Below are 24,850 nucleotides of genomic sequence, written 5' to 3'. Positions count from 1 at the left end.
TCGTCTTGGCGGTCCTGGCGTCTTGGCGGTTAATCTTCGGATCACTCGCCGGTGTGCTGGCCGCGCCCCTCGGCAATATAAGCGCGGCAGAGCTTCAGAAACGACTCAAGCGCCGGCGCGATGTAATCGCTCTTCAGGTACGCGACGCCAAATTGCCAGCGCACGTCGAGCCCCTGCACAGGCACGGCGCGCAAGCTGCCGCGCGCCACCGCCGTGCGCGCCGCGCCTTGCGGCAGGATGGTCACGCCAAAGCCTAGCTCGACCATCTTGATGATCGCTTCCGTGCGCTGCAACTCCATGATGATGGTCGGCTCCAGGTGGTGCTTCTCGAAAAACAGGTCGAGCAGACGGCGCGTGTTGCCGCCGTGCTCGCTCAGGATCAGCGGCTCGGCGGCAAGCCGCTCGACGGTGACGCTCTTTTCGCCGGCCAGCCGATGTGTAGGATTCATTACCGCCGCCAGCCGGTCGCTGCGCAGGGTCTCGGTCGTCAAGTCCGAGGCTTCGACCGGCAGCGACACGATGCCGACGTCCAGGTGGCCGGCGAGAATCTGTTCGACGATGCGCTCGCTGGTGCCGCCGACTACGAGCAGGTCGAGCAGCGCGAAACGGCGCTTGATCTCGCTGAGGATTTCCGGCAGCGGTTGCAGCGTGAAGGCCGTCGAGGTGACGCCGATGCGCAAGCGCCCGCGCGACGCCTGGCCGAGACCGGCGAGCGCCGCCTTGGCTTCGTCGTGGGCGTGCAGGATGGTCTCGGCGTGCACGAGCAGCGCCCGCCCGGCTTCCGTCAAATAGAGCTTTTTGTTGACGCGCAGGAAGAGCGGCGAGCCGATCTCTTCTTCGAGCTGGCGGATATGCACGCTGACCGCCGCCTGCGTCAGGTGAATGCGCGCCGCCGCTTGTGTGAACGAGCCGGCGTCGGCGACTGCCTGAAATGTTCTCAGTAGCCTTAACTCCATTCCGAATTCGTCATCGAGCGCCGGCCTTCAACGCCGGTCATCGAGCAAGTCGTCGAAGGCGGCATCGTCTAACTCGTCGAGCGTCCGGGCGACGCGGTCGGCTTCAAGCCTCGCGTGCGTCGTCAGCACGCCGATGGCGCGCATACCGGCGCGGCGCGCGGCCTCAGTGCCGGCGGGCGCGTCTTCAACGACGACGCAGCGCGCCGGCGTCGTCCGCACTTTGGCGGCGGCGGTCAGAAAGATTTGCGGGTCGGGCTTGCCACGTTCGACCTCTTCGGCAGAAACGATGGCGTCGAAGCGGCCTTCGAGGCCGAGCGCCGCGAGAATGACTTCGAGGTTGAGCGGCGGCGCCGACGAAGCGATGGCTTGCCGCCAGCCGTCATCGCGCAGGCGGTCGAGCCAGCGGCGCACGCCCGGCAACGGCGTGATGCCGCGTTGCCGCACCAGCTCGCGGTATTGCTCTTCCTTGTCGAGGCTGATGCGCAGGATGCGCTCGGCGGTAATCTCCGCTCCGAAGTAGGTGTGCAGAATCTCGTCGTTGCGCCGGCCAAACGTAGACATGAACTGCTCGCGCGTCAACGCATAGTTTTCCGTGTCGAGCGCCGCGCGCCAGCTCAGCCAGTGATATTCGAGCGAATCTACGAGCGTGCCGTCTACGTCCCACAGCACGGCGCGCGCCGCAGGGTTGTCATCCACATTCATAAGTCTGTGAGATTATCCGAGAATCCGCTGGCAGGCAATCTGCCCGCTGAAACCGGCGAATGAAAGGCCGCCACTCATCGCGGCGGCCTTTCATTCATGATGCTCAAAATCGAGCCCGTCTCAAGCGGTAGGCCGGCGCTCTTTGTGGCCAGCCGCCCGGCTTATTCACTGGGCGCGACAATCTCAAGACCGGCTTCGCGCGCCGCGTTCAGCCCGCCTTTCAGCGAGTAGGCGTTTTGATAGCCCCAGCCGAGCAGCGACTGCACTTCAGCTTCGGCGGCCTCGTCGTGCGGGCAGGTGCAATAGGTGACGATGACCGTCTTCTTGTCAACGCCTTTGGCCCACTCTTCCAGCTTGCTGCTCGGCACATGCACCGCGCCTTTGATGATCTGGCCGTTCAGGTCGTGGCGCGCATCAAGGATGATGATCGCTTCGCCTTTGCCCAGACGTTGCTTGAGCTCTGTCGCGGTGAGCTCGTGCTTGACGTCGTCGTTTGCGGTTGCCGCTTTCGGCGCGGCAAATAATCCGGCGGCCACAAGCAGCACACAGACAGCCGCCATCATTAATCTCTCGAACTTCATGCGTATCTCCTCAGTTGAATATCGGGGGGATCAACCACCTCTTCCCTACCGATTATCCTACCACCGCCCGCCGATGCCGCGCCATGCGTCGGCGGCTTTCAAATCCCTGTGGCACGTTTCATAATTCACGGCTATGGAGATTCTCGTCATTGGCGGCACAGGATTCATCGGCCCGGCGGTCATCCGGCAGCTTGCGGCCGGCGGCCATCAGGTTTCCGTGATGCACCGCGGGCGCAAGAGCGCGCCTCTACCCGCCGGGGTGCGAACGTTTCGCGGCGACCGTCACGCGCTGCGATTTATGAGGAATGACCTGAAGCGGCTGGCGCCCGAAGTGGTCATCGATCTGATCTGCTATAACCAGGCCGAAGCCGAAGGCTTGATGCGGGCGTTCAGCGGACTGGCGCGGCGCACGGTCGTCGCTTCGAGCCAGGATGTGTATCGCGCTTATGGTGGCTTCATCGGTCTGGAAGAAGCAGCGCCTGCGACCGCACCGCTTTCGGAAGACGCGCCGCTGCGCGAGTCGCGTTATCCCTATCGTCAGTTTGCCGAACGGTTCGGGCAGTGGGTTTACGAATACGACAAGATACTGGTCGAGCAGGTGGTGATGAGCGAGGCGCAATTGCCGGGCACCGTGCTGCGCCTGCCTTTCGTTTACGGCCCGCGCGATCATCAGCACCGCACGTTTGATTACCTGAAGCGCATGGATGACGGTCGTGGCGCCATCCTGATGGGCGAGCGTCGCGCCGCGTGGCGCTGGACGCGCGGCTATGTCGACAACGTCGCCGCTGCCATCGCGCTTGCGGCGACCGATGAGCGCGCCGCCGGTCGCACTTACAACGTCGGCGACCCGGCGGCATTGAGCGAGCTGCAATGGGCGCAGATCATCGCTGAGGCTGCCGGCTGGGCAGGCGAGTTCGTCACGGTGCCGGATGACGCGCTGCCGGCGCATCTGCGCATGCCGTACAACTTCGCGCATCACCTTGATGGCGACACCCGCCGCATCCGGCGTGAGCTTGATTACACAGAGCCGATCACGCGCGGCGCGGCCTTGCAACAGACCATCGCCTGGCAGCGCGCCAACCCGGCCGCCGTGGACAGCGCGGAACAGTTCGACTATGCCGCCGAAGACGCGCTGCTCGAAAGCGTGCGGCAGCAGCGCCGCTCGTGAAGCGGCCATCGCGCCTATGTTTCACTTCTCGCAACCATCCGCCGAGCAGGTCAGGCAATTTCTGGCGGCGCAAAGCCAACAAGCATTCTCTTACCGAGAGACTGGCATGACGCGCGGCCCTGCGCCGGCAGGTTATCAATGCGACCACAACCGCACGCGGCTGGGCAGTGGCGCGCAGGTCTTTGCCGATGCCGTGGCCGCCTTACGCCGCTGGCAGATGTTCAACCTCGGCTGGCTTGCGCTCTTCCCCGCCGCCGCGCCGATTGAGGTTGATGTGACAGTCTGCGTCCGCGTGCGCCATTACGGCTTCTGGTCGCTGAACGGCTGTCGCATCGTTTACCTGATTGACGAGGACGGCCCGGTCAAACGTTATGGCTTCGCCTACGGCACACTGGCCGCGCACGCCGAGCGCGGCGAAGAGCGTTTCACTGTCGAATGGCATCGCCGTGACGACGCGGTCTGGTACGACATTCTCGCTTACTCGCAGCCGCGTCATGCGCTGGCGCGGCTCGCCCGTCCGTTGGCGCGGCGGCTGCAAAAGCGTTTCGCGCGCGACTCGCAGCAAGCCATGCGCCGCATAAGATAATGATGAAGTGTGAATGCGGAATGATGAATAAAGGCAGGCGATTGTCTATAGAGCGTGTCTGAAAAGTCCCTTAGGGACGTGATGTTTATAGTTAGAGGCATGAAAAAGAAACAAGCCCCGTAGGGGCGCAATGTCGCGATTGCGCTCCTACGGGGCTTGATGACTAAACCGACCCGGTGACGATAAACATCACGCTCCTAACGGAGCTGACTTTTCAGACACGCTCTATAAGATCATCCGGCTTCCTTTTCGGTTCATCATTCCGCATTCATACTTCATCATTTCCCAAGTCGCGGCGGCTCGACTATAATTGCCCTTCATTCATCAGTGGAATTCCTTACAGGAGATCGATTCATGCGAAAATATGCCGCGCCATTCTTGTCTCTCGCACTCCTCGTCGGCTCGCTGCCGGCGCTGGCGCAAGAACCTGCCGACATCAACGCGCAGATTCGCAAAGAAGCTGCCGAGCACTCGCAGATCATGCGCACGATGCACTTTCTCACAGACCTCTATGGCCCGCGCCTGACCGGCTCGCCGAATCACAAGGCCGCCGCCGAGTGGGCCGCCAAACAGATGACCGCCTGGGGCCTGGCGAATGCCCACCTCGAAGCCTGGGACTTTGGCCATCCCGGCTGGCTCAACGAGAAGTTGACGGCGCATCTGGTTTCGCCCGTCAAAGACCCGCTCGTATGCGAAGCCCTGGCGTGGACGCCAAGCACCAGCGGCACGGTCATGGCTCAGGCTTATCAGATGATCCTGCCCGACAAGCCGACGCCGGAAGAGCTGACCGCCTACCTCACCACGCAGAAGGAGAAGGTCAAAGGGAAGATCGTGCTGGCCGGCAAGCACCAGCTCGTCAAGGTGACGATTGATCCCGCGCCGCGTCGGCTCGACGATAAGGCGGCAAAGGAACGTTATGACGCGAACAGCACCAGCCAGCCGCAGCGCCCGCAGCCGCCGGTCCCAGACCCAACAAAACTGACCGGCAGGCAGATCGATGAACAGCTCGACCGCTTCCTGATTGCAAGCGGTGCGCTCCTGCGCGTCAACGACTCTGGCATGGATCACGGCGAGGTGCGCGCTTTCAACAACCGCACCTTTGATCTCGCGAAGGCGCTGCCGACGGTGGTGATGCGCAACGAAGATTACGGGCGGATCACGCGCCTGCTCGCCGACGGCACGCCGGTCGAGCTGGAATTCAACATCGTCAACCATGTCTATCCCGAAGGCAAAACCTCTTACAACGTCGTCGCCGAGCTGCCGGGCACGGATAAGAAGGACGAGATTGTCATGCTCGGCGGCCATCTCGATTCGTGGCACTCGGCGACCGGCGCGACGGACAACGCCATCGGCTGCGCCGTGATGATGGAAGCGCTGCGCGTCTTAAAATCGATTGGCGTCAAGCCGCGCCGCACCATCCGCGTCGCCTTGTGGGGCGGCGAAGAGCAGGGCCTGCTCGGCTCGCAGGCTTACGTCAAAGAACACTTCGGCTCGTTTGAAAGTCCGAAGCCTGAGTTCAACAAGCTAGTGGCTTATTTCAACATCGATTCAGGCACAGGACGGGCGCGCGGCGCCGGCGTCTTCGGCCCGCCCGAAGCCGCGGCGATCATGCGCGAAGCCCTCGCGCCATTCGCCGATCTCGGCGTCGCCGGCGCGATTGCGACCAAGAGCCGCGTGCTGGGCGGTTCGGACAACACATCATTCAGTCAGGCGGGCCTGCCCGGCATCGGCATGGGACAAGACCCGATTGAATACTTGAGCGTGACGTGGCACACCAACCTCGACACCTATGAGCGGATCATCGAAGACGATGCCAAGATTTCGGCGACGGTGATCGCGGCGGCGGTCTATGAATTGGCCATGCGCGACGAGATGCTGCCGCGCTTCACCAAAGAAGCGATGCCGCCGCTGCCGCAGACGCCGGCCACACAGCCCGCGCAGCCCGCGCCGCCGCGCGCCGCCACGCCATCAAAGCAGTAGTGCGGTTTTCGCAGAGCGGCTAAGACAGAACAGAGCGGCCCCGCAATGGCGCGATCAAAAGATTACGCCATTGCGGGGCCGCTCTGTTTTATGCGGGCTTGATAATGACAGGTTCGCCCATTACCACGAGAAGGTGTCGTTCAAAAACTCTGCGGCAACTCGACTTTGATCGTTTCAGTCTACGACTGAAATGACCTTAACGGCCAGGTTGTTGTTGTTATGAACCTGAATCCCCTTGAGAGGCCCATCCTGAGGAGTAATCTCCACCAACAGGTAGAACGCCCAGGTCCCATGAGATGAAACGCAACGAATCGGCAGCATCTCCTGCGGCCATGGCATATTCACGATAAGATTCGCTCCCGCTTGTATAGTGGGCAGGGCGACTTCACCAATGAAATAAGTCCCCAGCTCCCAATCCGTGCGGGTCAGATTGCCCGTGCCATTTCGCGGCTCCCAGCTTTCAGGAAATGGGAATTCCTCAACTTCTGACAAGGCCAGATAAAAGCGTACCCATGCGTCGAGACTTGCCTCACTTCCGCGATTCTTGATGCGGGCATATATCCACCGCTCCTTGCTTCTCACCGGGTCCTGGTGCGGGCCGGGAATGTCAAAACGGCCCGGTAAGGCGCCATAATCAATTGCCGGGTCGGCATTGCGAACCCAGATGTCAGGGCTGTGGACCGAAGGCGCAGTTGGCCTTCTTCCGGTATCGCGCAAGTTTTTGCGAATCATCAAGTCCCTGGTGAACTTATAAGCCCGTGCCGCCTTGACCGCCTCGTAGGCATTCAGCCTGCCATAGCCATAGCCGTTGCTGCGCACCGCCGGCTTGCCGAATTGACCAATGTGACAGCCATCTTCGTCAAACCATGGAGCGATTGGATCATCCTTGATATTGCCCTGATCAATCTTGCAGGCTGTGGAGCGGAGAATCTCTCTCGCCTCGACCCAGGTCAAGTCCGGGTTGGCCGAGAGCACGAGCGCGCAGATGCCCGCCGAGAGCGGGGCCGCCGCAGAGGTTTCACCGAACCGGCTCGTATAATCATTGGGACCGGAAAAGACAGGCTCATCCTTGTAGTGATCATTCTTTAACACCTGCACCTTGATCTCGCCTGTTGCCGGGTTCGGGTCGGCGGTGATTTTAGTGTTTTCGGTGCGTTCGACTCCGGGGTTGCCAATCAAGATACTATCGTCTCGCTTGAGAGGTCCCACATCCTGGACAAAGATGGAAGGAGGACCTCCTCCACTCACATCGTTTGACAAGCTGGTGCTGAACTCAGGAAAGGCAGGCACGTCCCCTGCTCCGAGAAAGCATGTGCTATACACCGCGTAGCACTTGGGTGGGTTGTGAACTCTTTGCTCATCTGAAGAACTGGGGACGCACCAGGCGACCTCTCCCCATCCACTGTATTGAGCCCTGACCTCGTTTCCCTGCTCATCGAGTGTGGATGCCGCACAGGAGAATGCCTTTTCGTAGGCCCCATAAGGTCTATCTGTAAAAATATCCCTTGGAAAATCACCAGCGGAGAAAATCGCTATACAGCCCTTTCCCTTACGACCGCAACGGGTGATATGGTCTAACATTGCCTGGATGTCAACGGGGATTGGCGCTCCCTCTCCAAAAGGGATAGAGCAGGTAATCACATCTGCCCCTTCTTTCGCCGGGCCGGGGAAGCCCGCGGCACTAGACCGCGTAGGCTGACCGGCTGCCCAGTCGAATGTCTGCGCAAGTAGCGCATCATCGAAAGGGAAAATAATTCCCATCAACCGCACGTTGGGGGCGGCTCCCGCCAAGCCAAGAGCGACCTCCTGGCCCTCCACAGGGTTATCTGCTGAAGCAGCGGCGATGCCAGCGCACTTAACTCCGTGTGCGCTTCCACTACATTCATCTTCTCGCTCTGTAAGCTGAAGGAAGGCATCTGTTGCGGCAGGGCAGTCATTGTTGGGGACCATATTCGAAAAGTCAAAGAACTCGGTGACCTTTTTCGTATTGTTAGAGACCATGCCACGGAGATCAGGATGTTCTGCATCCCCATCGCGTGATTTTATCCCCGAGTCAACGACGGCAATAATGATCTCGGGCCGCCCAAACCGAAATTCAGGATCAATCTCGGAGAGTTCTTCCCAGGCTTCCTCTACGCATACGAGATGGCGGTCCCAGCATGCAGGCCAGAGAAAATCGTTTGGAGCATAGCTATCCTGCCCCGGCCACTGAGCGAAGTTCGGCTCGGCGGCGTTCACCGAGGCTGACCTCAAAAGGTCAGTCGATTTTTGCTTGATCTCATCGGCGCGGATTGAAGTCTCTGCTTTGACGAGAAACAGGTTAGGCGCAAACGACATGGCTTCCAGGATAGTCAGCCCTTGTTGCTCAAGAATCTCGGTTATCTCGTCGAGTGGAACTTCAGGCCGAAAGCTTACCTTGAGCTTGTCAGTGAAGATGATAAATGAGCTGTCGGATTTATAGAAGAACTGCCCAGCCGCCGCGACATATTGACTTTCTCTTAACCTTTGCAGACCGTCTATGAAAGAGTGGTCCGGCGGGATAGTTATTTCTGTGATCGGCGGAATCACCACCTTGCTGAAAGCCAGATTCTCTGGCGCGGCGGGCAACCAGTCGGGGACTTTCCCAATTTGCTTAAACAAGGCGCGCAAGTCCTCTAGCGCGCCTTGCTTTGCGATCTCCGCGGACGCAAAGATAATGCCGACGTCGTTGTCGGCGGCGGCCCTGGCGTTGAGCGGCATGAGCAAAAATCTCACACGGGTTGGCCTGGGATGCACTTGCACCACCCGCACCTCACGCTGGTACTGCGGATGAGACACGTCCACTTCAAAAAAACCGGGCCTGAGGTCTTCGACGAAATAGACCATTCGCAAATCATCGAATTCGGCTTCGACTGTCGGCCCTTTCGCCTGGGGGTTGACGATGACCGTTGCGCATTCAATGGCATTGCTGTCTTCATCGGTCACCTGGATTTCCAATTGATTCTTTCTCATCTCATGCCGCTCCTACGCTGATACCTGGCTGGATTGTGCTTGTTTTAGTCGCCTTCTCAGTAGCTCCGCTCCGCGGCTAACCGGTCGTACGGCTCTGGCCATAAACACCAGCACCGCACGGTGCCGGGTCTGAGGTGTCTTCAGTCCTCAGATGACAAATTCCCTGCAATCTAGAAAAGCGCCTGAATGGCGGTTTGGCTTTCAGCATGTACTCGGGTTGCCCGGGTGGTCTTTGGAAAGCGGTGTAATAAAGGTAAAAGTCGTTCCGCTCCGTCTTAATTAGCGAGCCGGGCACAAAATCACACGCTGGATGCTGGTCCTTGTGGCAGCGGTTCAGGACGTCGATCTGGTAAAACTGATCGGCGTTGACCGTATCTATTAACGTGCCATCTTCTTTCAGTTGAATCGTCCCGCCGGGTTGCAGAAAGATTCGGATGGCAACGATGTCGGCCACCTGCTCAATCTCCTTCGGCTGGTCACTGCCTTCCGGTTCGGCAAGCACCTGAAATTCTGTTTGCGTAATACGATGGGCATAAACTAGGCCATTGTTGATGATGATTTTGGGAGTTGCAATCCCGGGGTTTTTGTCAAGCGGCTGGCCATTTAACACAGAGCCGTAGAAATCATCACCTTCAAAATCCGGCACGAACCCGAAGTCTTTAGGATCGCTCCGAGGTGGATCTGACGCAAAAACGTATACCCCATCGTAAACTGCCGGCGAGTCTACAATAATTTCAAATCTGTCATTTGGAACAATGCGAGATCTATCCGGCTCATTGATTCCAGGACATTGGTCTGCCTGTTCCCATATCCGGATTTCAAAATCATGCGGCTGGTCATTTGGCGCTGGTTCGGGAAGCTTGACCGCCCCGATCTCACATTGATTGGTGCCATCGAAGGCAAGCAGCAATAATCCGCGAAGCACCACAACCAGGTTGGGCCTACTACCGTCCTCGAAGTGGCCCTTAGGCACATAGGTTTTCGTTGCGGTTAAGGCTGTCTCAGCCTTATGCTGGTGATGTCGTCGTTTAGGCATAGTTTGTCTCCTTTACAGATTCAAAATCTGGCGTAACCGCCGATGGCGGTGAATGGAGCCCAGAAATATGGGTTCCGGTGATCAGCATCTGAGTCCTCAATGAACTTCAGTTGGGCGGCCCTTAGTGCCTCGACCGAAGACAGCCCTTCTTGTTTGCGTAGCCTGTGGAATTCAACCATCAGTTCACTCGCGGAGCGGGTTTCAATCGGCCAGAGGCTGGCAACCACGACCGGGACGCCAGCCTTTATGAAGGGGCGGGCGAAACTGATCGCCCCCTCGCCTCGGTAGAAGTGCTCAACTCCGGTTTGGCAGCCTGAAAGGACAACTAGCCGGGTCTGTGGCAGGCTCAGTTTGTATATTTCGTAGGCTTGCAGAAGCCCATCCGGTTCCCGGTCTCCATCCGAGTGCGCCGGTTCCTCGGCCAGCAGCAGCTTCGAGAGCATCGGTGATCGATCATCGATTAAGTAATGAGCGGCGAAATGAATAACGTTAGCGTTTTCCGTTGCAATTTTAACCCGGCTTTCCGTCGCCTCCTCTCGCAAAAGCGTGATGGCCGGGCTGTAGTACTTTGATATCGCTTCGGCTTCTAAAGCGGCGGAAGTCAAATAAGGTAGCTGATCAAATTGTTTCCGGTCGAACGATGGGTCGCCTACCGAGAGTAACCTCTCCAGCTGTATTTTTTCCTTGTCAACCGCGCGCTCGGTACAAGCAATAAAAATGCTGGAACTGGGGGCTAATTCAAGCATGTAATCTTGGATCAAGTACCTGTTAGAATTCGCCGACATCAACGCGGTGAACGGCACGTAATTGAGGTATTTGTCGGGAACAATACAAATCTGTTTCCGGCTGTCTAGAAAGGGTTCAATAGGACTTATCAGCAGGGTGTATAAGTCTTGCGCGTAACGGATCGCTTCGTCGCTACTGCCCGCCTTTTGTTTTGCGACCAGTTCCCAAAACTTTTTGATCTTTCCATTCAGCTCGTCTACATCTATTTGCTGCTGCTCGCAATGAAAATCCTCCCTGGAAATCACCCAGATCAGAAGCTTGTTGTCGAGAACCGAATACTGCACAATCTGTGATTGCTCAGGCAGGCGCTGCCTGATCTCAGCCAGGGTTAAGGGGCGCGTACTGGATTCGAGTTTTATTTCCGGGCTCCCCGGCTCATCAATCAACTGAACGGTCCCACCCACCATCTCTAATAACGACCGTGCGTGGCTGATCTCGGAATAATTGAAGGCCCGCGCCGAGTCATTCAAGCGCGCCTGGGTAAAGTCTATTGCCAAATCATAGATGCTCTGGGCGAGGTCAAAAAAGTTATTCCTGGCATGCTCCTCTTTAATCTTAGGCCGATACGCCTCGACAGCGGGTAGAGCCACCTCTATCTCTTTGCTCGCCCCATCGTCATCATGCAATTCGATGAGAGAGGAGAGTTTTCCCTTGTGGGCTTGAAAGGTGTAAATGTCTACATCCAGCCTCTGGTGAAGTTGGATCGCTTTATTATAATAATCCAGCGCGTCGGTATAATTCTTGGATTCCATGTAAATCTCTGCCAGGCTCAGGAATGAGCTGGCGATGAGATTGGTTCTGCTCTTTTCCCCGGTGATCTTCTGCGCCTCGGCAAGCGCCAGTTGAATGTCGTCTAGCGCCTGTTGGTATTCTCCCAACTTCTGATGGATCAGCCCCGAAAGCCCGAGCGAACGCGCCTTCAACAGCGGCATGCCGGAAGCGACAGCCAATCCCAACGCCTGGTCTTGAAAATCGCTCGCGATCCTGGGGTGACCGAGCGAACAAAGGTTCGAAGCGGCCTGGTGATAAAATGTCCATAACTCCTGAGGCTCTAGAGACAACGTTCTGGCAAAATCAAAGGCGCTCAGAATCAGTCCTAAAGATTTTAGATAGTCACCGCATTGCTGGTTCACCAGCACAGGGAGTTGTAGGTTCCTGAGCGCTCCCTTGAGGTCCCCGATCTCTTCTGATATCTCAAGCGACTGCTTAGCGCACCTGAGGGCTTCCGAGAAATCTCTTTTACTGGTATGGGCATCAGCAAGGGAATTGAGGGCCTGAGCGAATAGCCATCTGTAGCGTTTCTCTTGTAGCTTTGGCAACAACCGCTCAAGAATCAGCAGGCTACGCTGCGGCGCTGTGCGCAGGTAGCAGGAAGCCTGCCAAATTTGCGCAAATACGGCCTCCTCAGAATCACCTGCCTGCTCAAATCGCCTCTCCGCATTTGAAAAAAGGCCGCCGGCTTGCTCGTATTCGCCGAGTTTGAAATGATCACCGGCAGACTTTAGCAAGGCTCTTGCTTGGGCAAGGGTCTTGCGCTGGGCTGGATTCGTTAGCTTATAAAACCGTGCCAGGTCTTTTGTAAACAGATCTTTTGCCGATTCAGCTTCCAGCTCGCCGGCGTATAACAAGGTTGAAATTTCACGGCTGGCTTCAGGGGAGAGGGGCTTCTCTGATAAAGCGAGAAAATCGTCAAGCAGTTTTTCGGTGATAACATTTCCGGTGCGAGCGCGGCTCTGGTTAAATGCCTGCCAGGCCCTCTGATCATCCCTCATTTTATAAGCATCGATGAAATCATCGAATATCTCGGCCTTACTTCGTGAAGGCGGATTTCGCTCCTGCTCACTTACTTTTAATTTTTCCCGGATCTCGTCTGCCCATTTAGAGTTCGGGTCATTCTCAAGGTAGGTCTGCCAATCTTGATAAGCTTTCTCATGCAGCGACATGTATTCGTACCAGAGGCCACGATTGAAGCGCGCGGCTAGCAGTGAACTGTCCGGCTCAAGCGCTTTATCAAAATGCGCACGGGCTTGTATCAAATCCGCAGGCCGCTCATTAGGGCTCGCGCGGCGGCGAGCCCGCTCGAATAACGCTGCCCCGAGGTCGCTATTAATCTGCGCGTTGTTCGGGTCCATCACCAGGGCCTTTCCGAACTCCTCAATGGCTTCGTCAAACTTCTGTTCGGTGAGATAGACTTGCCCCAGCGAGTAGTAAGATTCCGCCTTGGGGTGATCAGCAACCTCGTTGAGCGCAATCAGCTCCGCACGGTCACGTTCCTTCCGGTTAATAAAGGGTTCCAGACTTCCGCGCTCCTGTAACAGAGGCGCATACTTTAGTCCGACTATGCGTGACTCAAAAGGCCGTTGGTCACGGTAGGCATTGGAGAGGGAGGCCAGTACTTTGTTATGAGGGGATTGGTAGAACACTGCCCATAAACCAATGACAATCCCCAGAATTAAGGCGATTGCGGCTGCAAGTCCGGCTGGAGAGACAAGGAGCTTACGCAGGCGTGATCGTGAAATGTAAAGCCGCTCAAGGCGGGAGCGTCCCCCGTCCACCCTATTATGGGAAATGTACTTCTGAAGAATCCTGGCAAATCTCAGTCTCTCCTTCCTGCCGGGTGATGATAAAAAAAAGGTTTCGAACCTGTGCCGCTCATGCCGAGAGAGTGTGCCTGCCAGATATCTATCTATTAACTCATTCTCTGCGACTTGGAGTTCGTCGAACGCCATTTCGTCTATAAAGAAATTGGCTTCAATCTTGCGCATAGCCTCCTCGTCCAATTCACCCAACAGATACTGAATTAACAGCGCTTCATTTACGGCTTCATTTTCCATATCGGAATAGCCTACTCTTAGTGCCAAAGGGCAAATTTTTATTTCATGTATCAGATGACTGCTCGAGACAGTCGGTCACACACTGCTCCAAGCGCTTCCTTATGCGAAGGGCTTGGATTCTTAATGCGTTGCCGGATATGCCTAATTGCCCGGCGAGCTGCTTTCTGTGTCTTATCTTTGCGCCCCCCACATTCTGGTAGTACTGAATGATCAATTTTCGGTTTGCAGATGAGATTTGTTCCAGACATTGTTCTAAACATTCCATCTCCCGATCAGGCGCGGGGGGCGGCGCCTCAGCCTCCCCGGACGCCGTAAGCTTTTCTATAAGGCGTATCTGACTTGAAGAATCATCGAGTGATAGAGATTTTACTGATGGGTCGCTCCAGGATTCTTGTAGGACCTTATACGCCACCCCGAAAAAATAAGCTGACGGCTTAGTCGTATGAATTTCCACTCCTTCGCTGATACGTTTCGCGACCCGGTTGATTGTGACGTCAGTTAAATCCTCAGGAAAGTGGCAGCCGCGACACTCGAAGAAGGCGACCAGCTTCTTCCGAATCCTCTCATACTCATCAGCAGCGAGGTCGCGGTCAGGATTCAGGAACGCCAGTAAGGTGTCAAAGGACTCTTTAGTTATTAGCCAGGATTTCTTCAATGATGGAACCACCCCACAGGTAGTCATGCCTGATCAACTAACGCTTGCCATCACAACTTAAAACTCTTCTGCGGCACAAAGCAGGCACCGATTTAAGAGAAGGGTTGAGGAGAGACCGGCCGCTCGTTATATGATTTAAGACCCGACTCGGGTCTAATGACATTTGTAGGAAATACTCTAAGCCAAACGATGTTTAAGATTATACGGCCATATGTAATCACAGACGCCAAGACTTTTCAAGCGCCACCAGCAAGAGATTTGACTCCAAAACCGCACAAGTATTAACCCTTGGCAGGCGGCTGGCTTGGGATAGTCCTCCCGACCTTAGAGCGGTTTTCAGATGGGTGAAGCCTGGGAGCGCGGGCATCTTGCCCGCCCGTCTTGCGTATATGAAAGAAAGCGGGCGAGACGCCCGCCCTCCCAGGCCATAGGCAATTGATAACCGCTCTAGGGTTGGCGCAGTCATTCGTCGTTCGTCTAAGCACCTGATTGTTCTCGCCATTCAGCCAACTGCTCACGCACCTTTGCGGCTTTAGGATGGTTGATCTGCTCAAAACGCACAAGGGCAGTCTCAGCATTAATAATCGCTAGCGCCCGTTCTCCAAAAGCATAGAATGCTTGGGCTATATTAAAGAGTGCGACGGCTTCGCCGCGACGGTCGTGAGTGTCTTGAGCCAGCAGTAAGGCTTTTTGGTTAAGATCCATAGCGCGGGCGATGTCGCCGGCTTTCAAGTAAACAATGCCTAAGTTAGATAATGTTCTACCTTCATTCCGCCTATTACCAACCTCCTGCGCAATTTTTAGCGCCCGCTCGTGGAATTCAATCGCAAGACCATACTCACTGGATTCAAAATTCGCTATCCCTAAGTTACTCAATGAGCGATATTCACACCGGCGATTTCCTATGTTTTCAGCAATCTCTAGAGCTTGCTTACAATAATCTACAGCTCGGGTGTATTCACCTAGCGCAATCTGAGCCATTCCTAGATTATTCAGCGCCGTACATTCGTTACGCCTATTACCTATATGGCGTGCAATCTTTAGAGCCTCCAAACAGGATGTAGTAGCTAATTGATATTCACCCAATGCAACATATGCCAAACCTAAGTTACATAATACCGTCCCTTCGCCTCTATAATCATTCAGGTCACGGGCAATAGCCAAACGCTCGTTATAAAGCTCTACCGCGCGGCGCATCTCACTCAATGCTGCGTATGCAAGCCCCATGTTACCCAATAAATTACCCTCAGTGCGCCTGTCACCTATCTTGCGGACAATTGCCAGACTCCTCTCATAGAAGCTAATGGCGAATCTAGGGTCACCTATATTTTGATGAACGATGCCCAAATTCATTATCGCAACGCCTTCATTGTGCGGTTCGTCTAACTCACGGGCTATTAGCAAGGCTCGTTCGTGACACTCAATGGCTTTATTGAACTGGCTTGTATCTTTGTACGCTTTCCCCAGGCTACTAAAGTGGAGCATCTCACTCGATGTATCTTGCAATAATTGAGCTGTTTTAACGGCTACCTCAAGCCAGCGAACTCGTTCACGAGGATGCAGGCGCAACGAAAGCAGGTTTCCTCCGGCACGCGGGTAAGAGTTACATAACTGTGCCGCCTTAGCATCTCTTTCATACTCCATCTCAGCCCACTGTTGTCCGGCTCTGATATTCTCCCATTCTGATTCGTATAGAAGCAGACCCAGACTCAGAGTTTCGCCGCCTTTTCTATAAAGGCTATTTGCTTTGCGCAGCACCTCCTTATAATATGCGGCGTGTCGTGATTGGGCTTCATGAAGACTAGGCATTGATGTCTCGGCTGTCTCAGTTAGGGCATGTCGCTCAAGGGGTAGAGGCTTAGCATTATTGATTACGAATCCGTGCAAAGAGATTTTGCGTGCATTGCAAGCAAGGCGTGCATCTGAAATCTGCCATTGCCGACTGGCTCAAGTAAACCGTGACCGACTAAATCACGAACAACCGGCTTGGGGTCAGCCACTTCCCAGACAGCTTTCATTGCTGCTAAGTCAAATGTTGCTGGTTTCGGTGCGAATGCTCCAAGGTACGCGAAGCACTCTCGGTTAAATTCCGACAGCATAGCAGTGCTCTTTTGTAGCAACGCTTTTACGGTAGGTATTTCTTCTCCTTCAACGCGATCAGGTGGGGCTTGCGCTTCAATTACCGCTGCCCCCTCACGTATATCATTCAGCAACTCTGAAATACCCCATCCAAGACTGGATTCCTTTCGAAGTAGTCGGGCAGCAACATGCAACGCTAAGGGCAGGCATTCGAGGTCTCTGACTAATTCACGGCATTCGGCAGAATGTTGATTCACCACATCTGGTGCAAGAATTCGCATCAGTTTGAGCGCATCATCTTCTGTCAAAACGGGTAAGTTATAGATTGTCCTTTCATCCTGTGCCAACGCATTTGCGACATCTAATTTTCGCGTCGTGAATAGTAGCCCGCAATCACGCCCCCTGGCCTTCAGAAAAAGCGCTCCATGCCCTTCTTCCCATATATCATCTACAATCAGAAGCATCCGCTTACGCTGTAAGATGGCGGCGATTTGCTGAACCGCTTCTTCTGGAGTTGGCACTCGTAGAAGATCATCTCTTCCGAGACCGCGTCCCCACCCGGCCAGTATAGACATTAACGCCGGTCTCTGATCCAGAGAGGTCCAGAGCACACCATCAGGGTACGCCTGCGCAATATCCGGATCTCGTGACAGCACACTTACCAAAGTTGTCTTTCCCACCCCAGGCCAGCCGCGTACAATCGCTTGTTGCGATTGAGAAGAACTGGCCCCCTTAATTCCTAATAGCCCTTTGATATGCAGTAGTGCCTCTTCACGGCCAATGAAAATGAGTCCGGGGAAGGGTGGCGGGATGCCATGAGGCGTAGGGAAGGTCTGCTCTTTCAGCCGCTCGTAGGCAGTTTCATCAAGATCAAGCCTGATCTGGGCTTGGTCGCCAGTGATGATGATCGCCCCGGTCGCATCCCCGCCGATGGCGACACTGCGCTCCCCCGCCGCGTAGACAATGTTGCCAGCAAGCATGGCATGCTGAACAACGCGACGGTCGTCATCCGTTGCAGTTCCGGCAACCAAACGCTCAAGGGATGATTTCAGCGCCTCTGCACTAAGCATGGCTTATTCTCCTACTATCACTTGTCTGACTCATCCCGCTTGTCGGTCCCTACAGTATTCTGATCACCCGCGATTATTACATTCCGCTTCGCGTCACGTCCTATCGCCACACTTCGGTCACCACTAGCAATCACATCTCCGCCAGCGCGTCTGGCTTCCTCTAGATTAAATTCTGGCTTTGACATGAAAGTATGGCTGAGGTAAATCCTCAGCCATACTTTCATGATCGTTGACAATTCATGTGCTTACCCTTGTCAAAATATTCCCTGAGATTGTCAATTAATGCCTGCACTCACAAATCAAACTTTGGCGAGTGTCAGCCCTTGCTGGTCTTGATACTTGCCGCCGCGGTCGCTGTAAGTCGTCTCGCACTCTTCGTCGGATTCAAAGAAAAGAATCTGAATGAAGCCCTCTTCGGCGTACAACCGCACCGGCAGGTTGGCGGCGTTGTAAAGCTCGACGACCAGCCGCCCACGCCACGCGGCTTCCAAAGGAGTCGTATTGGCTATAAGACCGCAGCGGGCCATTGTGCTTTTTCCGATGGCCAGTGCTGTGACGTTGCGCGGCATATTGAAGCGTTCGATAGTGACGCCGAGCGCATAAGAATGTGGCGGCAACAGCCAGTATTCCGAGCCGTCTTCGGCTTTGCGTATGGGTACGTCGAGCAGGCTGTTGGTGTCGAAGTTCTTCGGATCGATCTCGGTGCCGGTGACCGGCGAAAAGACTTTGAACTCGTCGCGCGCCAGGCGGCAATCATAACCATAGCTCGACAGGCCGCAGCTAATGATGCGGCGACCGTCAACGGCGCGCACCAATCGTTCTTCAAACGGCTCGATCAACCCTTGCTCGCGGCACATCCGCTTGATCCATACGTCCGATTTGATTGACATCTCACCTCCACGCCAGTCTTTTTGCAGGCGAAAAATGTAGCCGTCGGGTCTACTGAAAGTCAAATCGCCGACCGCCGCGCTGCTTTGCCTGTGCCGTGGTTTTCGCTAAGATGCTGGCATGACCGCAGGCACCTACGCCAACCTCCGCGAGCTGCTCGAACATCGAGTCGAGCATTATCAGGACAAGCCGTTTCTCTTTGTCGAAAGCGACGGGCGCATGTTCACCTACCGCGAGTTCGACCGCGAAGTGAATCGCCTGGCCGCGTTGTTAACCGCGCTCGGGGCGCGCAAAGGAGATCGCGTCAGTCTCTATCTGACGAACAGCGCCGAATACTTCATCGCCTACTTCGCCTGCTTCAAGATTGGCGCGTGGGCCGGGCCGGTCAATGCGCTGCTCAAGCCTCAGGAGATCGAATTCATCATCTCGAACTCGGAAGCGTCAATCGTGCTGACGCAGCCCGACCTCTACGACAACCTCGCCGCCGTCCGCGACTGCCTGCCGCTCGTGCGCCACGTGGCAGTGGCCAGTGGCCAGTGGTCAGTGGTCAGCGAAGGAGAATCACAAAGCGATTCGCCATCGGCGCGGTTTGATTCAGGAGGGACGCCTCCGGCGGATGAACGGGCAACGGGCAACGGGCAACTGACCGAGGAAGACGAGGCGATCATCATTTACACGTCGGGGACGACCGGCAAGCCGAAAGGCGTTTTACTCACACACGGCAATTTGCTGACGAACGCCCGCGAGATTGCCGAGTGGTTGCAGTTGACCGAAGCCGACCGCTCGCTGATGATCATGCCGCTGTTTCACGTCAACGCCTTGATGACCACGGGGCTGGCGGCGCTGTGGGCGGGCGGCAGCGTCGTGCTGGCGCCGCGCTTCAGCGCCTCGCGCCACTGGCAGACGATCAGCCAGTACGGCGTCACCTACTTTGGCTCCGTAGCAACTATGCTCTCGCGGTTGAATCATGCCTATCCCGAAGGCGTGCCCGATGGATTAGACACCAGCGGTTTGCGGTTCGCGCTGTGCGGCTCGGCGCCGGTGCCGGTCGAAGTGCTGAAGATGTACGAGGCGCGCTTTGCTTGCCCGGTGATCGAAGGCTATGGGTTGTCGGAATCCACTTGCCGCTCGACGTTCAACCCGGTTGACGGCCGCCGCCGGCCCGGCTCGGTCGGCTTGCCCATCGGCAACGAGATGAACGTCTTTGATGATAAAGACTGCGAGCTTGCGCCCTTTCAAGTCGGCGAGATTGTCTTGCGCGGCGCCAATCTCTTGAAAGGCTACTACCAAAACGAAGCCGCGACGCGCCAGGCGTTTCGCTCCGGCTGGTTTCACACGGGTGATCTGGGTTACAGAGACGACGACGGTTTTTATTACGTCGTTGACCGCAAGAGCGACATGATTATTCGCGGCGGCGAGAACATCTACCCGCGCGAGATTGACGAAGTGCTGTACCAGCACCCGAAGGTGAAAGACGCGGCGACCGTCGGCGTCGCCGACGAGTTGTATGGCGAAGAGGTGAAGTCATTCGTCGTGCTGCGCGACGGTTGCGCGGCGAGCGAAGAAGAGATCATCGCCCATTGCCGCGCTCATCTGGCGGATTACAAGTGTCCGAAGGCCGTGGCCTTCTTAGAAGACATCCCCAAAGGGCCGACCGGAAAGTTATTGAAGCGAGAGCTGGCCAAATCGTAAGCGCTAACGGACCGCGCGGCTAACCGACCATCAGCAGGGCGATCCAGAAAGCAAGCCCCAGGCAGGCGAACACCTGCAATCCGCAGACGACCGCTTCGCTGATTCTGATCGCCCGTGTGCCGACGACCTGCGGATAGCGCTGCTCGACCCAGAAGATCGTCAGGACGACCCACGGCGAGGTGATGATCCAGAAAATGACGCCAATGGCAATGCCAATCAGCGCGGCGATGATGCGCAAGCGACACACTCCTTCAGCGAATTTATAAGCCTAGTTCATCGAGCAAGCGCCGGGGCCGCGCGGGTCGCCACAACTGCCGCACGGGCCGGCAGTCGCACGCTGCGGCGCCACGGCCTCCCCTTTGACGCTCGTGGCAAAGACCGAGAGTTGTTTCTCAAGCCGTTGGCCGGCGCACGACGGACATTCAACCACCGTCGAGCCATTGACGATGGCTTCAAACCGATACTCGCAGGTCTTGCAGAGATACTCGAAAATCGGCATAGACTTTCATTCCTCCAAACGCCCTTATCTTAGCACAGCCGGGGCGGCGGGCAGTACCCCTGCTTGTGAGGCGCGAGCGTCGCAGAGTACACTTTCTCTGAGCGCCCATCACGCGACGGCGATTTATAAACCATGACAGTCAACCTCAAGCCATTCCCGATTGGTCGCCTGTTCGGCATTCCGATCCGCGCCCACTATTCGTGGCTGCCGGTCATCCCGCTCTACGCCTGGGCGATTGCCGGCGGGCTGCTGCCGCGCGAAGCGCCCGGCCTGCGGTCCATCGAATACTGGTCGCTCGGCGTGCTGACGACCTTGCTGTTATTCGCTTCGGTGCTGGCGCACGAGCTGGCGCATGCGGTGATGGCGCGCGCCGAAGGGCTGGGCACAGGCGAGATCACGCTTTATATGTTCGGCGGCCTGGCGTCATTAAACGGCCAGCCGGCGCAGCCCATGTCGGAATTCAAGATTGCCATTGTCGGCCCGGCGGCGAGCTTCCTGATCGGCATGATCGCTTACCTGATCGTTGACCTGTTCATTCAAGGGACGACGCACCGCGCGGTCGGGCAGGTCTTTCGCCACCTCGGTTTCGTCAACTGGTTCCTGGCCGGCTTCAACATCCTGCCGGGGCTGCCGCTCGACGGCGGGCGAGTCTTTCGCGCGCTGCTGTGGAAGATGAATAAGAACTTTCGCGCCGCGACGCAACTGGCCGTGCGCTCGGGCTTGATGATCGCGCTAACGTTGATCCTCACCGGCATGTATTACTTTTTGAAAGCGCCCGATTACGGCATCACAGGCATCTGGCTGCTGACGGTTGGGTTGATCATCGCGCTGATGCTCGGCACCACCGAAGGGCGCAATTTCGGCGCGTGGCGCGTCAAGCGCGGCACCGTCGAAGACGTGATGAAGCGCGACGTCGTGCAGGTGCCGCCGACCATGAAAATCTCGGACTTCGTCAACAAGGTTCTGAGTAATAACCATTACACCAGCTTCCCTGTAGTAGATAACCGGCGGCTCCACGGTCTGCTGCTGCTCGACGAATTAAAGAGCGTTCCCCAAGCGCAATGGCCGCAGTTGCTGGCGCGCGACGTGATGCGTCCGGTCAACGATGCCATGTTCATGAACATCAATACGCCGCTGGCGCAGGCAGCTTCACTGTTGCAGAGCAACGGCATTGGCCGCGCCATCGTGCTGGACGCCAACGGCTACATCGCCGGCTACGTTAGTCTGAATGATCTGGCGGCAACGCGGTAAATCGCGACGCGTCTCCGCGTCCCCGCGTCACTTCTTCTCCGCCGGGCGGTTGCGTTTCAGGTAGGCATTCAATCCCGCAAAAAGCGAGGCCGCGACGCGGTCGCGGAACTGTGATGTTTGTAACAAAGCATCGTCCTGGGGATTTGATAGGAAAGAGACTTCCGCGAGCACGCTCGGCATGGCTGCGCCCAGCAGCACGACGAACGCCGCGTGCTTGACGCCGCGATTCATCGCCGTGCGCGGCGACGCCGCGCCGATGCCGCGCACCAATCCCGATTGAATGTAACGGGCCAGCTCGCGCGATTCAGCGACGCGGTTGCCGACCGTGACGCTGGCGACAACCGGACGGGCTTTGTCCGCCGGCGTCTCTGCGGCAACGCGGGCGTTTTCGCGCGCCGCGGTGTCGGCGTCTTCTTGCGGCGCGCGGTCGGGACTGAGGAAATAGGTTTCGACACCCGAAGCGACGCGCGCCGGGCTGGCGTTGGCGTGAATCGAGATGAACAAGTCGGCGCGGCGCGAGTTCGCAATCGCCGTGCGTTCTTCGAGCGCGATGAAGCGGTCGCTGTCGCGCGTCATAATCACTTCGACATCCGGATACCTGTGCTTGATGTATGCCTGTAGCCGACGCGCCACGTCCAGCACCAGGTCTTTTTCGCGCATGCCGCTGGGGCTGATCGTGCCTGTGTCGTGGCCGCCGTGACCGGGATCGATGACGATGCGCTTGATGGGCGCTTCGGCGGCTTTGGCGTCCACCTTTGCGCCCAGCTCCTGTGCCGCTGCCGGCGCGTCGGTCGGTTTCGTCGCGGCAACTGAGCTCATCGGCAGAATCGGCTCGTTGATTTCCGGCAAGCTAAAGATAGCGTTGCGGTCAGCCGTATTCGCGCGCGGTCGAGCCGTGTCCGTGCCGCGCGCCGCGGCTCGTACGGTTGCGGCGGTTGCGGCCGCGGTTTCGCTTACGGCCCTGGAGTCCGCGGCTTCTTTGTGCCGGGCCGCGTCAACCTCTCGTGCCGTGTCGCGCGCCGTTGCACTGGCCGCGCCCGCGGCGTGCAGGTCAACGACAATGCGGTCGGGTTGCGACAGCCGGAAGGCCGAGTAATCCATCAGCGAGCCGACTTCGATATCCACCTGAACCGCGGCGCCGGCTGTGGTGTTTGTCGGCGAGGCCGCGTTTACCGCGCCGCTTTCGGCGACCGTGATGCGCTTCAACAAGGAAGAATCGCTGACGATGAACCGCCTGCCGTAAAGCGACGAAGCGACCAGCGCGCTCGCCAGTCGAATCGTTAAATGATTGCCGGCGCGCTGTTGCTCAAAACCGGCTTCGTTCGACAGATCGATGACGATGCGCGCGTAATCCGGCCCCGCGAAGCTACGGACGTTCATCAGCCGCGGCGGCCCTGTCAGCTCATCCGTGCCCGCGCTGCGGCGTTCGCTGGCCATCATCACGTCAACCGGGCGATGCGCCAGTTGGGCGTCGAAGCGCGCCAGCACGGCGCGGGCTTCGCGCGCCAGGATCGAATCGGGAAAGTGGCTGATCAACTCCCGATAAGCGCCCGCCGCGCCATCCAGGTCTTGCAGGTTCTCTTCATAAATCTGCGCCGCGTTGACCAGCGCCTGGCCGACAAAGGCGCTGTGCGGATGCTCGCTGACCAGGCGGCGATAGCTTTCGATGGCTTGTTGATAGAGCCCCGCGTCGCCGCTGACGTCAGCCATTTCGCGTTGCAGCTCGGCGCGCGCGGCCAACGATTCAGCCGAAAAAAAGTTGTCGGCATTCAGGCGAACAACCTGTGCGTAAGCGTCGAGCGCGCGACGGTAATCGCCGAGGCTGCGCGCTTCGAGCGGGCGCTCGTGCAGGGCGCGGCTCAACTGGTCGGCGTAATCGAAAAGGCTTTCGGCGAGCGCCCCGGTCTTGCGCGCCGGGCGCTCAGCAGGGTTGGCGGCGTTGAGGATGGGCCGCGCCGTCAGGCAGAAGACGACCGCACAGATCACCACATCCGCGATCAACTTGTGTCGGGCTCGCCTGAACATAAGACTTTGAATCACTGGGGACGTTGTAGTCGGGGCCGGGTTTTAAGTCAAGAAGTTTTTTTCTCCCCCGCGCGGGGAAGTCGGCAGTGAAGAGTTGAAAGTGATGAGTGATGAGTGATGAGTAGAAAGGAAAACGTGATCGGCATTCATCCAGATTGCACTCACCACTTTCAACTCTTCACTGCTTCTCCTGCTTCTAATAATTATTCGACAGTCGCCCGCCGGCGAAGGTTTCGGCAGCCGGCGCGAGCGGGCCAGCCGCTGCCGCTTTGGTGTGCGCGACTTTGCCCTTCACGCGGTCATAGCGCGCCGAGATGCTTTTTACGTACGCCTGCGTTTCGCGATAACGCGGCACGCGGTAGCCGGAATTGACCACCGCATTTTCGCCGGCGTTATAACCGGCCAGCACCAGGCTGATGTCGCCGTTGAACTGATCGAGCAGGAAGCGCAGATAGCGCGTGCCGCCTTCGATATTTTGCTGCGGGTCGTAAATGTTGGTGACGCCAAAACGTGCCGCCGTGCCGGGCATCAGTTGCATCAACCCGCTCGCGCCTTTGTACGAGCGCGCCCGCAGGTTGAAGCCCGATTCCTGGCGCATGACCGAGATGATTAAGTTCGGGTCTACGCCGTTGCGCGCCGCCGACTGTTTGACATATTCATCGTATTTCGGATTGCCTGTGGTCTCGGATACCGTTTCGACGCTCGGCGCAGTGACCGCGCCCGAGATGACGATGGGCTGCGCCGCTACCATCGTCGGCGTGGTCGAAGTCGCGGCTTTCGTAGCCGTTCCTTTTACTGCCGAAGTTTTCAGCGCCGCGCCGGCTTTGGCGTCGGCCGCGGGCTTGACGGTTTCGTTGACAAGGACGAGCGTTGGCGTGCGCGGCGTGGCCTGCGCTTCACTGACGATGTAGGCGTCGCTCGCGAGGCGCGCTTCCTGGGCGCGCGCCGTGTCGGCGATCAATCCTAATGCACAGCCGAGCATCAGGACGGCAAAGAATCTCATGCGCGATCTCGCTTCGGGGCTGGCTCATGACACCACTGACGCAGGGGCATGCGTAATCCCGGCCAGTT

The 24,850-nt window shown here is 57.2% G+C and carries 19 protein-coding genes; 5 read left to right on the top strand and 14 right to left on the bottom strand.

What is annotated here, in order from left to right; genetic code table 11:
- Window positions 1–41: 41 nt before the first annotated feature.
- From VJ464_23285 to VJ464_23275, 3 genes are all read right to left on the bottom strand, one after another.
- Window positions 42–956: a LysR family transcriptional regulator gene (locus tag VJ464_23285; protein HKQ08069.1), complete on the bottom strand. Its 915-nt coding sequence runs from the start codon at window positions 954–956 to the stop codon at window positions 42–44.
- A 27-nt stretch (window positions 957–983) separates the two neighbouring features.
- Window positions 984–1,658: an HAD family phosphatase gene (locus VJ464_23280; protein ID HKQ08068.1), complete on the bottom strand. Its 675-nt coding sequence runs from the start codon at window positions 1,656–1,658 to the stop codon at window positions 984–986.
- 161 nt (window positions 1,659–1,819) lie between these two features.
- Window positions 1,820–2,239 carry a rhodanese-like domain-containing protein gene (locus tag VJ464_23275; GenBank protein HKQ08067.1) on the bottom strand — a complete coding sequence of 140 codons (420 nt, stop codon included), beginning with the start codon at window positions 2,237–2,239 and terminating at the stop codon, window positions 1,820–1,822.
- Window positions 2,240–2,372: 133 nt separating this feature from the next.
- Here VJ464_23275 and VJ464_23270 point away from each other — a divergent pair, with 133 nt between their 5' ends.
- The 3 genes from VJ464_23270 to VJ464_23260 all read left to right on the top strand — a co-directional run bounded on the left by VJ464_23270 (window position 2,373) and on the right by VJ464_23260 (window position 5,973).
- Window positions 2,373–3,407: an NAD-dependent epimerase/dehydratase family protein gene (locus tag VJ464_23270; GenBank protein ID HKQ08066.1), complete on the top strand. Its 1,035-nt coding sequence runs from the start codon at window positions 2,373–2,375 to the stop codon at window positions 3,405–3,407.
- A complete protein-coding gene (locus VJ464_23265) occupies window positions 3,355–3,993 on the top strand; it encodes a DUF1990 domain-containing protein (protein ID HKQ08065.1) in 639 nt (212 codons plus the stop codon). Before VJ464_23270 ends, VJ464_23265 begins: the two co-directional genes overlap by 53 nt.
- A gap of 354 nt (window positions 3,994–4,347) precedes the next feature.
- Entirely contained in the window at window positions 4,348–5,973 is a 1,626-nt protein-coding gene (locus tag VJ464_23260) for a M20/M25/M40 family metallo-hydrolase (protein ID HKQ08064.1), read from the top strand.
- Between the two features lie 174 nt (window positions 5,974–6,147).
- On the opposite strand, the gene VJ464_23255 is transcribed toward VJ464_23260, so the two are convergent.
- The 7 genes from VJ464_23255 to dcd form a co-directional block, all read right to left on the bottom strand.
- Window positions 6,148–8,964 (bottom strand): S8 family serine peptidase, encoded by a 2,817-nt coding sequence (locus tag VJ464_23255; protein ID HKQ08063.1) that lies wholly within the window; start codon window positions 8,962–8,964, stop codon window positions 6,148–6,150.
- Between the two features lie 76 nt (window positions 8,965–9,040).
- Window positions 9,041–10,000 (bottom strand): hypothetical protein, encoded by a 960-nt coding sequence (locus VJ464_23250; GenBank protein ID HKQ08062.1) that lies wholly within the window; start codon window positions 9,998–10,000, stop codon window positions 9,041–9,043.
- Between the two features lie 20 nt (window positions 10,001–10,020).
- A complete protein-coding gene (locus VJ464_23245; protein HKQ08061.1) occupies window positions 10,021–13,620 on the bottom strand; it encodes a CHAT domain-containing protein in 3,600 nt (1,199 codons plus the stop codon).
- A 43-nt stretch (window positions 13,621–13,663) separates the two neighbouring features.
- On the bottom strand, window positions 13,664–14,275 hold the full coding sequence (locus VJ464_23240; protein HKQ08060.1) for a hypothetical protein: 612 nt from the start codon (window positions 14,273–14,275) through the stop codon (window positions 13,664–13,666).
- A 477-nt stretch (window positions 14,276–14,752) separates the two neighbouring features.
- Entirely contained in the window at window positions 14,753–16,084 is a 1,332-nt protein-coding gene (locus VJ464_23235) for a tetratricopeptide repeat protein (GenBank protein ID HKQ08059.1), read from the bottom strand.
- Between the two features lie 62 nt (window positions 16,085–16,146).
- The gene (locus tag VJ464_23230; GenBank protein HKQ08058.1) at window positions 16,147–17,424 is read right to left on the bottom strand and encodes an NB-ARC domain-containing protein; all 1,278 of its coding nucleotides are present in this window, start codon (window positions 17,422–17,424) and stop codon (window positions 16,147–16,149) included.
- A 299-nt stretch (window positions 17,425–17,723) separates the two neighbouring features.
- The gene (dcd, locus tag VJ464_23225) at window positions 17,724–18,314 is read right to left on the bottom strand and encodes a dCTP deaminase (GenBank protein ID HKQ08057.1); all 591 of its coding nucleotides are present in this window, start codon (window positions 18,312–18,314) and stop codon (window positions 17,724–17,726) included.
- A 118-nt stretch (window positions 18,315–18,432) separates the two neighbouring features.
- Between dcd and VJ464_23220 the strand changes: the two genes are divergently transcribed.
- Entirely contained in the window at window positions 18,433–20,004 is a 1,572-nt protein-coding gene (locus tag VJ464_23220) for a long-chain-fatty-acid--CoA ligase (protein HKQ08056.1), read from the top strand.
- Window positions 20,005–20,023: 19 nt separating this feature from the next.
- On the opposite strand, the gene VJ464_23215 is transcribed toward VJ464_23220, so the two are convergent.
- Window positions 20,024–20,242 (bottom strand): hypothetical protein, encoded by a 219-nt coding sequence (locus VJ464_23215; protein HKQ08055.1) that lies wholly within the window; start codon window positions 20,240–20,242, stop codon window positions 20,024–20,026.
- Between the two features lie 30 nt (window positions 20,243–20,272).
- A complete protein-coding gene (locus VJ464_23210) occupies window positions 20,273–20,503 on the bottom strand; it encodes a zinc ribbon domain-containing protein (GenBank protein HKQ08054.1) in 231 nt (76 codons plus the stop codon).
- A gap of 132 nt (window positions 20,504–20,635) precedes the next feature.
- On the opposite strand from VJ464_23210, the gene VJ464_23205 reads away from it, so the two are divergent.
- Window positions 20,636–21,754: a site-2 protease family protein gene (locus VJ464_23205; protein HKQ08053.1), complete on the top strand. Its 1,119-nt coding sequence runs from the start codon at window positions 20,636–20,638 to the stop codon at window positions 21,752–21,754.
- 27 nt (window positions 21,755–21,781) lie between these two features.
- Here VJ464_23205 and VJ464_23200 read toward each other — a convergent pair whose 3' ends face one another.
- Together VJ464_23200 and VJ464_23195 are read right to left on the bottom strand one after the other, a co-directional pair.
- Window positions 21,782–23,779, bottom strand: coding sequence for an N-acetylmuramoyl-L-alanine amidase (locus VJ464_23200; GenBank protein ID HKQ08052.1), 1,998 nt, complete (start codon window positions 23,777–23,779; stop codon window positions 21,782–21,784).
- A 196-nt stretch (window positions 23,780–23,975) separates the two neighbouring features.
- Window positions 23,976–24,782, bottom strand: coding sequence for a lytic transglycosylase domain-containing protein (locus VJ464_23195; GenBank protein HKQ08051.1), 807 nt, complete (start codon window positions 24,780–24,782; stop codon window positions 23,976–23,978).
- Window positions 24,783–24,850 lie beyond the last annotated feature (68 nt).

This window comes from Blastocatellia bacterium (assembly GCA_035275065.1).
GTDB lineage: Bacteria > Acidobacteriota > Blastocatellia > UBA7656 > UBA7656 > DATENM01.
This window is presented reverse-complemented; position numbering and strand designations above follow the sequence as displayed.

Bases quoted from the DNA above. Each gene is read 5' to 3' on its own strand.
- VJ464_23285 (HKQ08069.1), bottom strand. From the start codon at position 956: ATGGAGTTAAGGCTACTGAGAACATTTCAGGCAGTCGCCGACGCCGGC.
- VJ464_23280 (HKQ08068.1), bottom strand. From the start codon at position 1,658: ATGAATGTGGATGACAACCCTGCGGCGCGCGCCGTGCTGTGGGACGTA.
- VJ464_23275 (HKQ08067.1), bottom strand. From the start codon at position 2,239: ATGAAGTTCGAGAGATTAATGATGGCGGCTGTCTGTGTGCTGCTTGTG.
- VJ464_23270 (HKQ08066.1), top strand. From the start codon at position 2,373: ATGGAGATTCTCGTCATTGGCGGCACAGGATTCATCGGCCCGGCGGTC.
- VJ464_23265 (HKQ08065.1), top strand. From the start codon at position 3,355: ATGCCGCCGAAGACGCGCTGCTCGAAAGCGTGCGGCAGCAGCGCCGCT.
- VJ464_23260 (HKQ08064.1), top strand. From the start codon at position 4,348: ATGCGAAAATATGCCGCGCCATTCTTGTCTCTCGCACTCCTCGTCGGC.
- VJ464_23255 (HKQ08063.1), bottom strand. From the start codon at position 8,964: ATGAGAAAGAATCAATTGGAAATCCAGGTGACCGATGAAGACAGCAAT.
- VJ464_23250 (HKQ08062.1), bottom strand. From the start codon at position 10,000: ATGCCTAAACGACGACATCACCAGCATAAGGCTGAGACAGCCTTAACC.
- VJ464_23245 (HKQ08061.1), bottom strand. From the start codon at position 13,620: ATGGAAAATGAAGCCGTAAATGAAGCGCTGTTAATTCAGTATCTGTTG.
- VJ464_23235 (HKQ08059.1), bottom strand. From the start codon at position 16,084: ATGCCTAGTCTTCATGAAGCCCAATCACGACACGCCGCATATTATAAG.
- VJ464_23230 (HKQ08058.1), bottom strand. From the start codon at position 17,424: ATGCTTAGTGCAGAGGCGCTGAAATCATCCCTTGAGCGTTTGGTTGCC.
- dcd (HKQ08057.1), bottom strand. From the start codon at position 18,314: ATGTCAATCAAATCGGACGTATGGATCAAGCGGATGTGCCGCGAGCAA.
- VJ464_23220 (HKQ08056.1), top strand. From the start codon at position 18,433: ATGACCGCAGGCACCTACGCCAACCTCCGCGAGCTGCTCGAACATCGA.
- VJ464_23210 (HKQ08054.1), bottom strand. From the start codon at position 20,503: ATGCCGATTTTCGAGTATCTCTGCAAGACCTGCGAGTATCGGTTTGAA.
- VJ464_23205 (HKQ08053.1), top strand. From the start codon at position 20,636: ATGACAGTCAACCTCAAGCCATTCCCGATTGGTCGCCTGTTCGGCATT.
- VJ464_23200 (HKQ08052.1), bottom strand. From the start codon at position 23,779: ATGTTCAGGCGAGCCCGACACAAGTTGATCGCGGATGTGGTGATCTGT.
- VJ464_23195 (HKQ08051.1), bottom strand. From the start codon at position 24,782: ATGAGATTCTTTGCCGTCCTGATGCTCGGCTGTGCATTAGGATTGATC.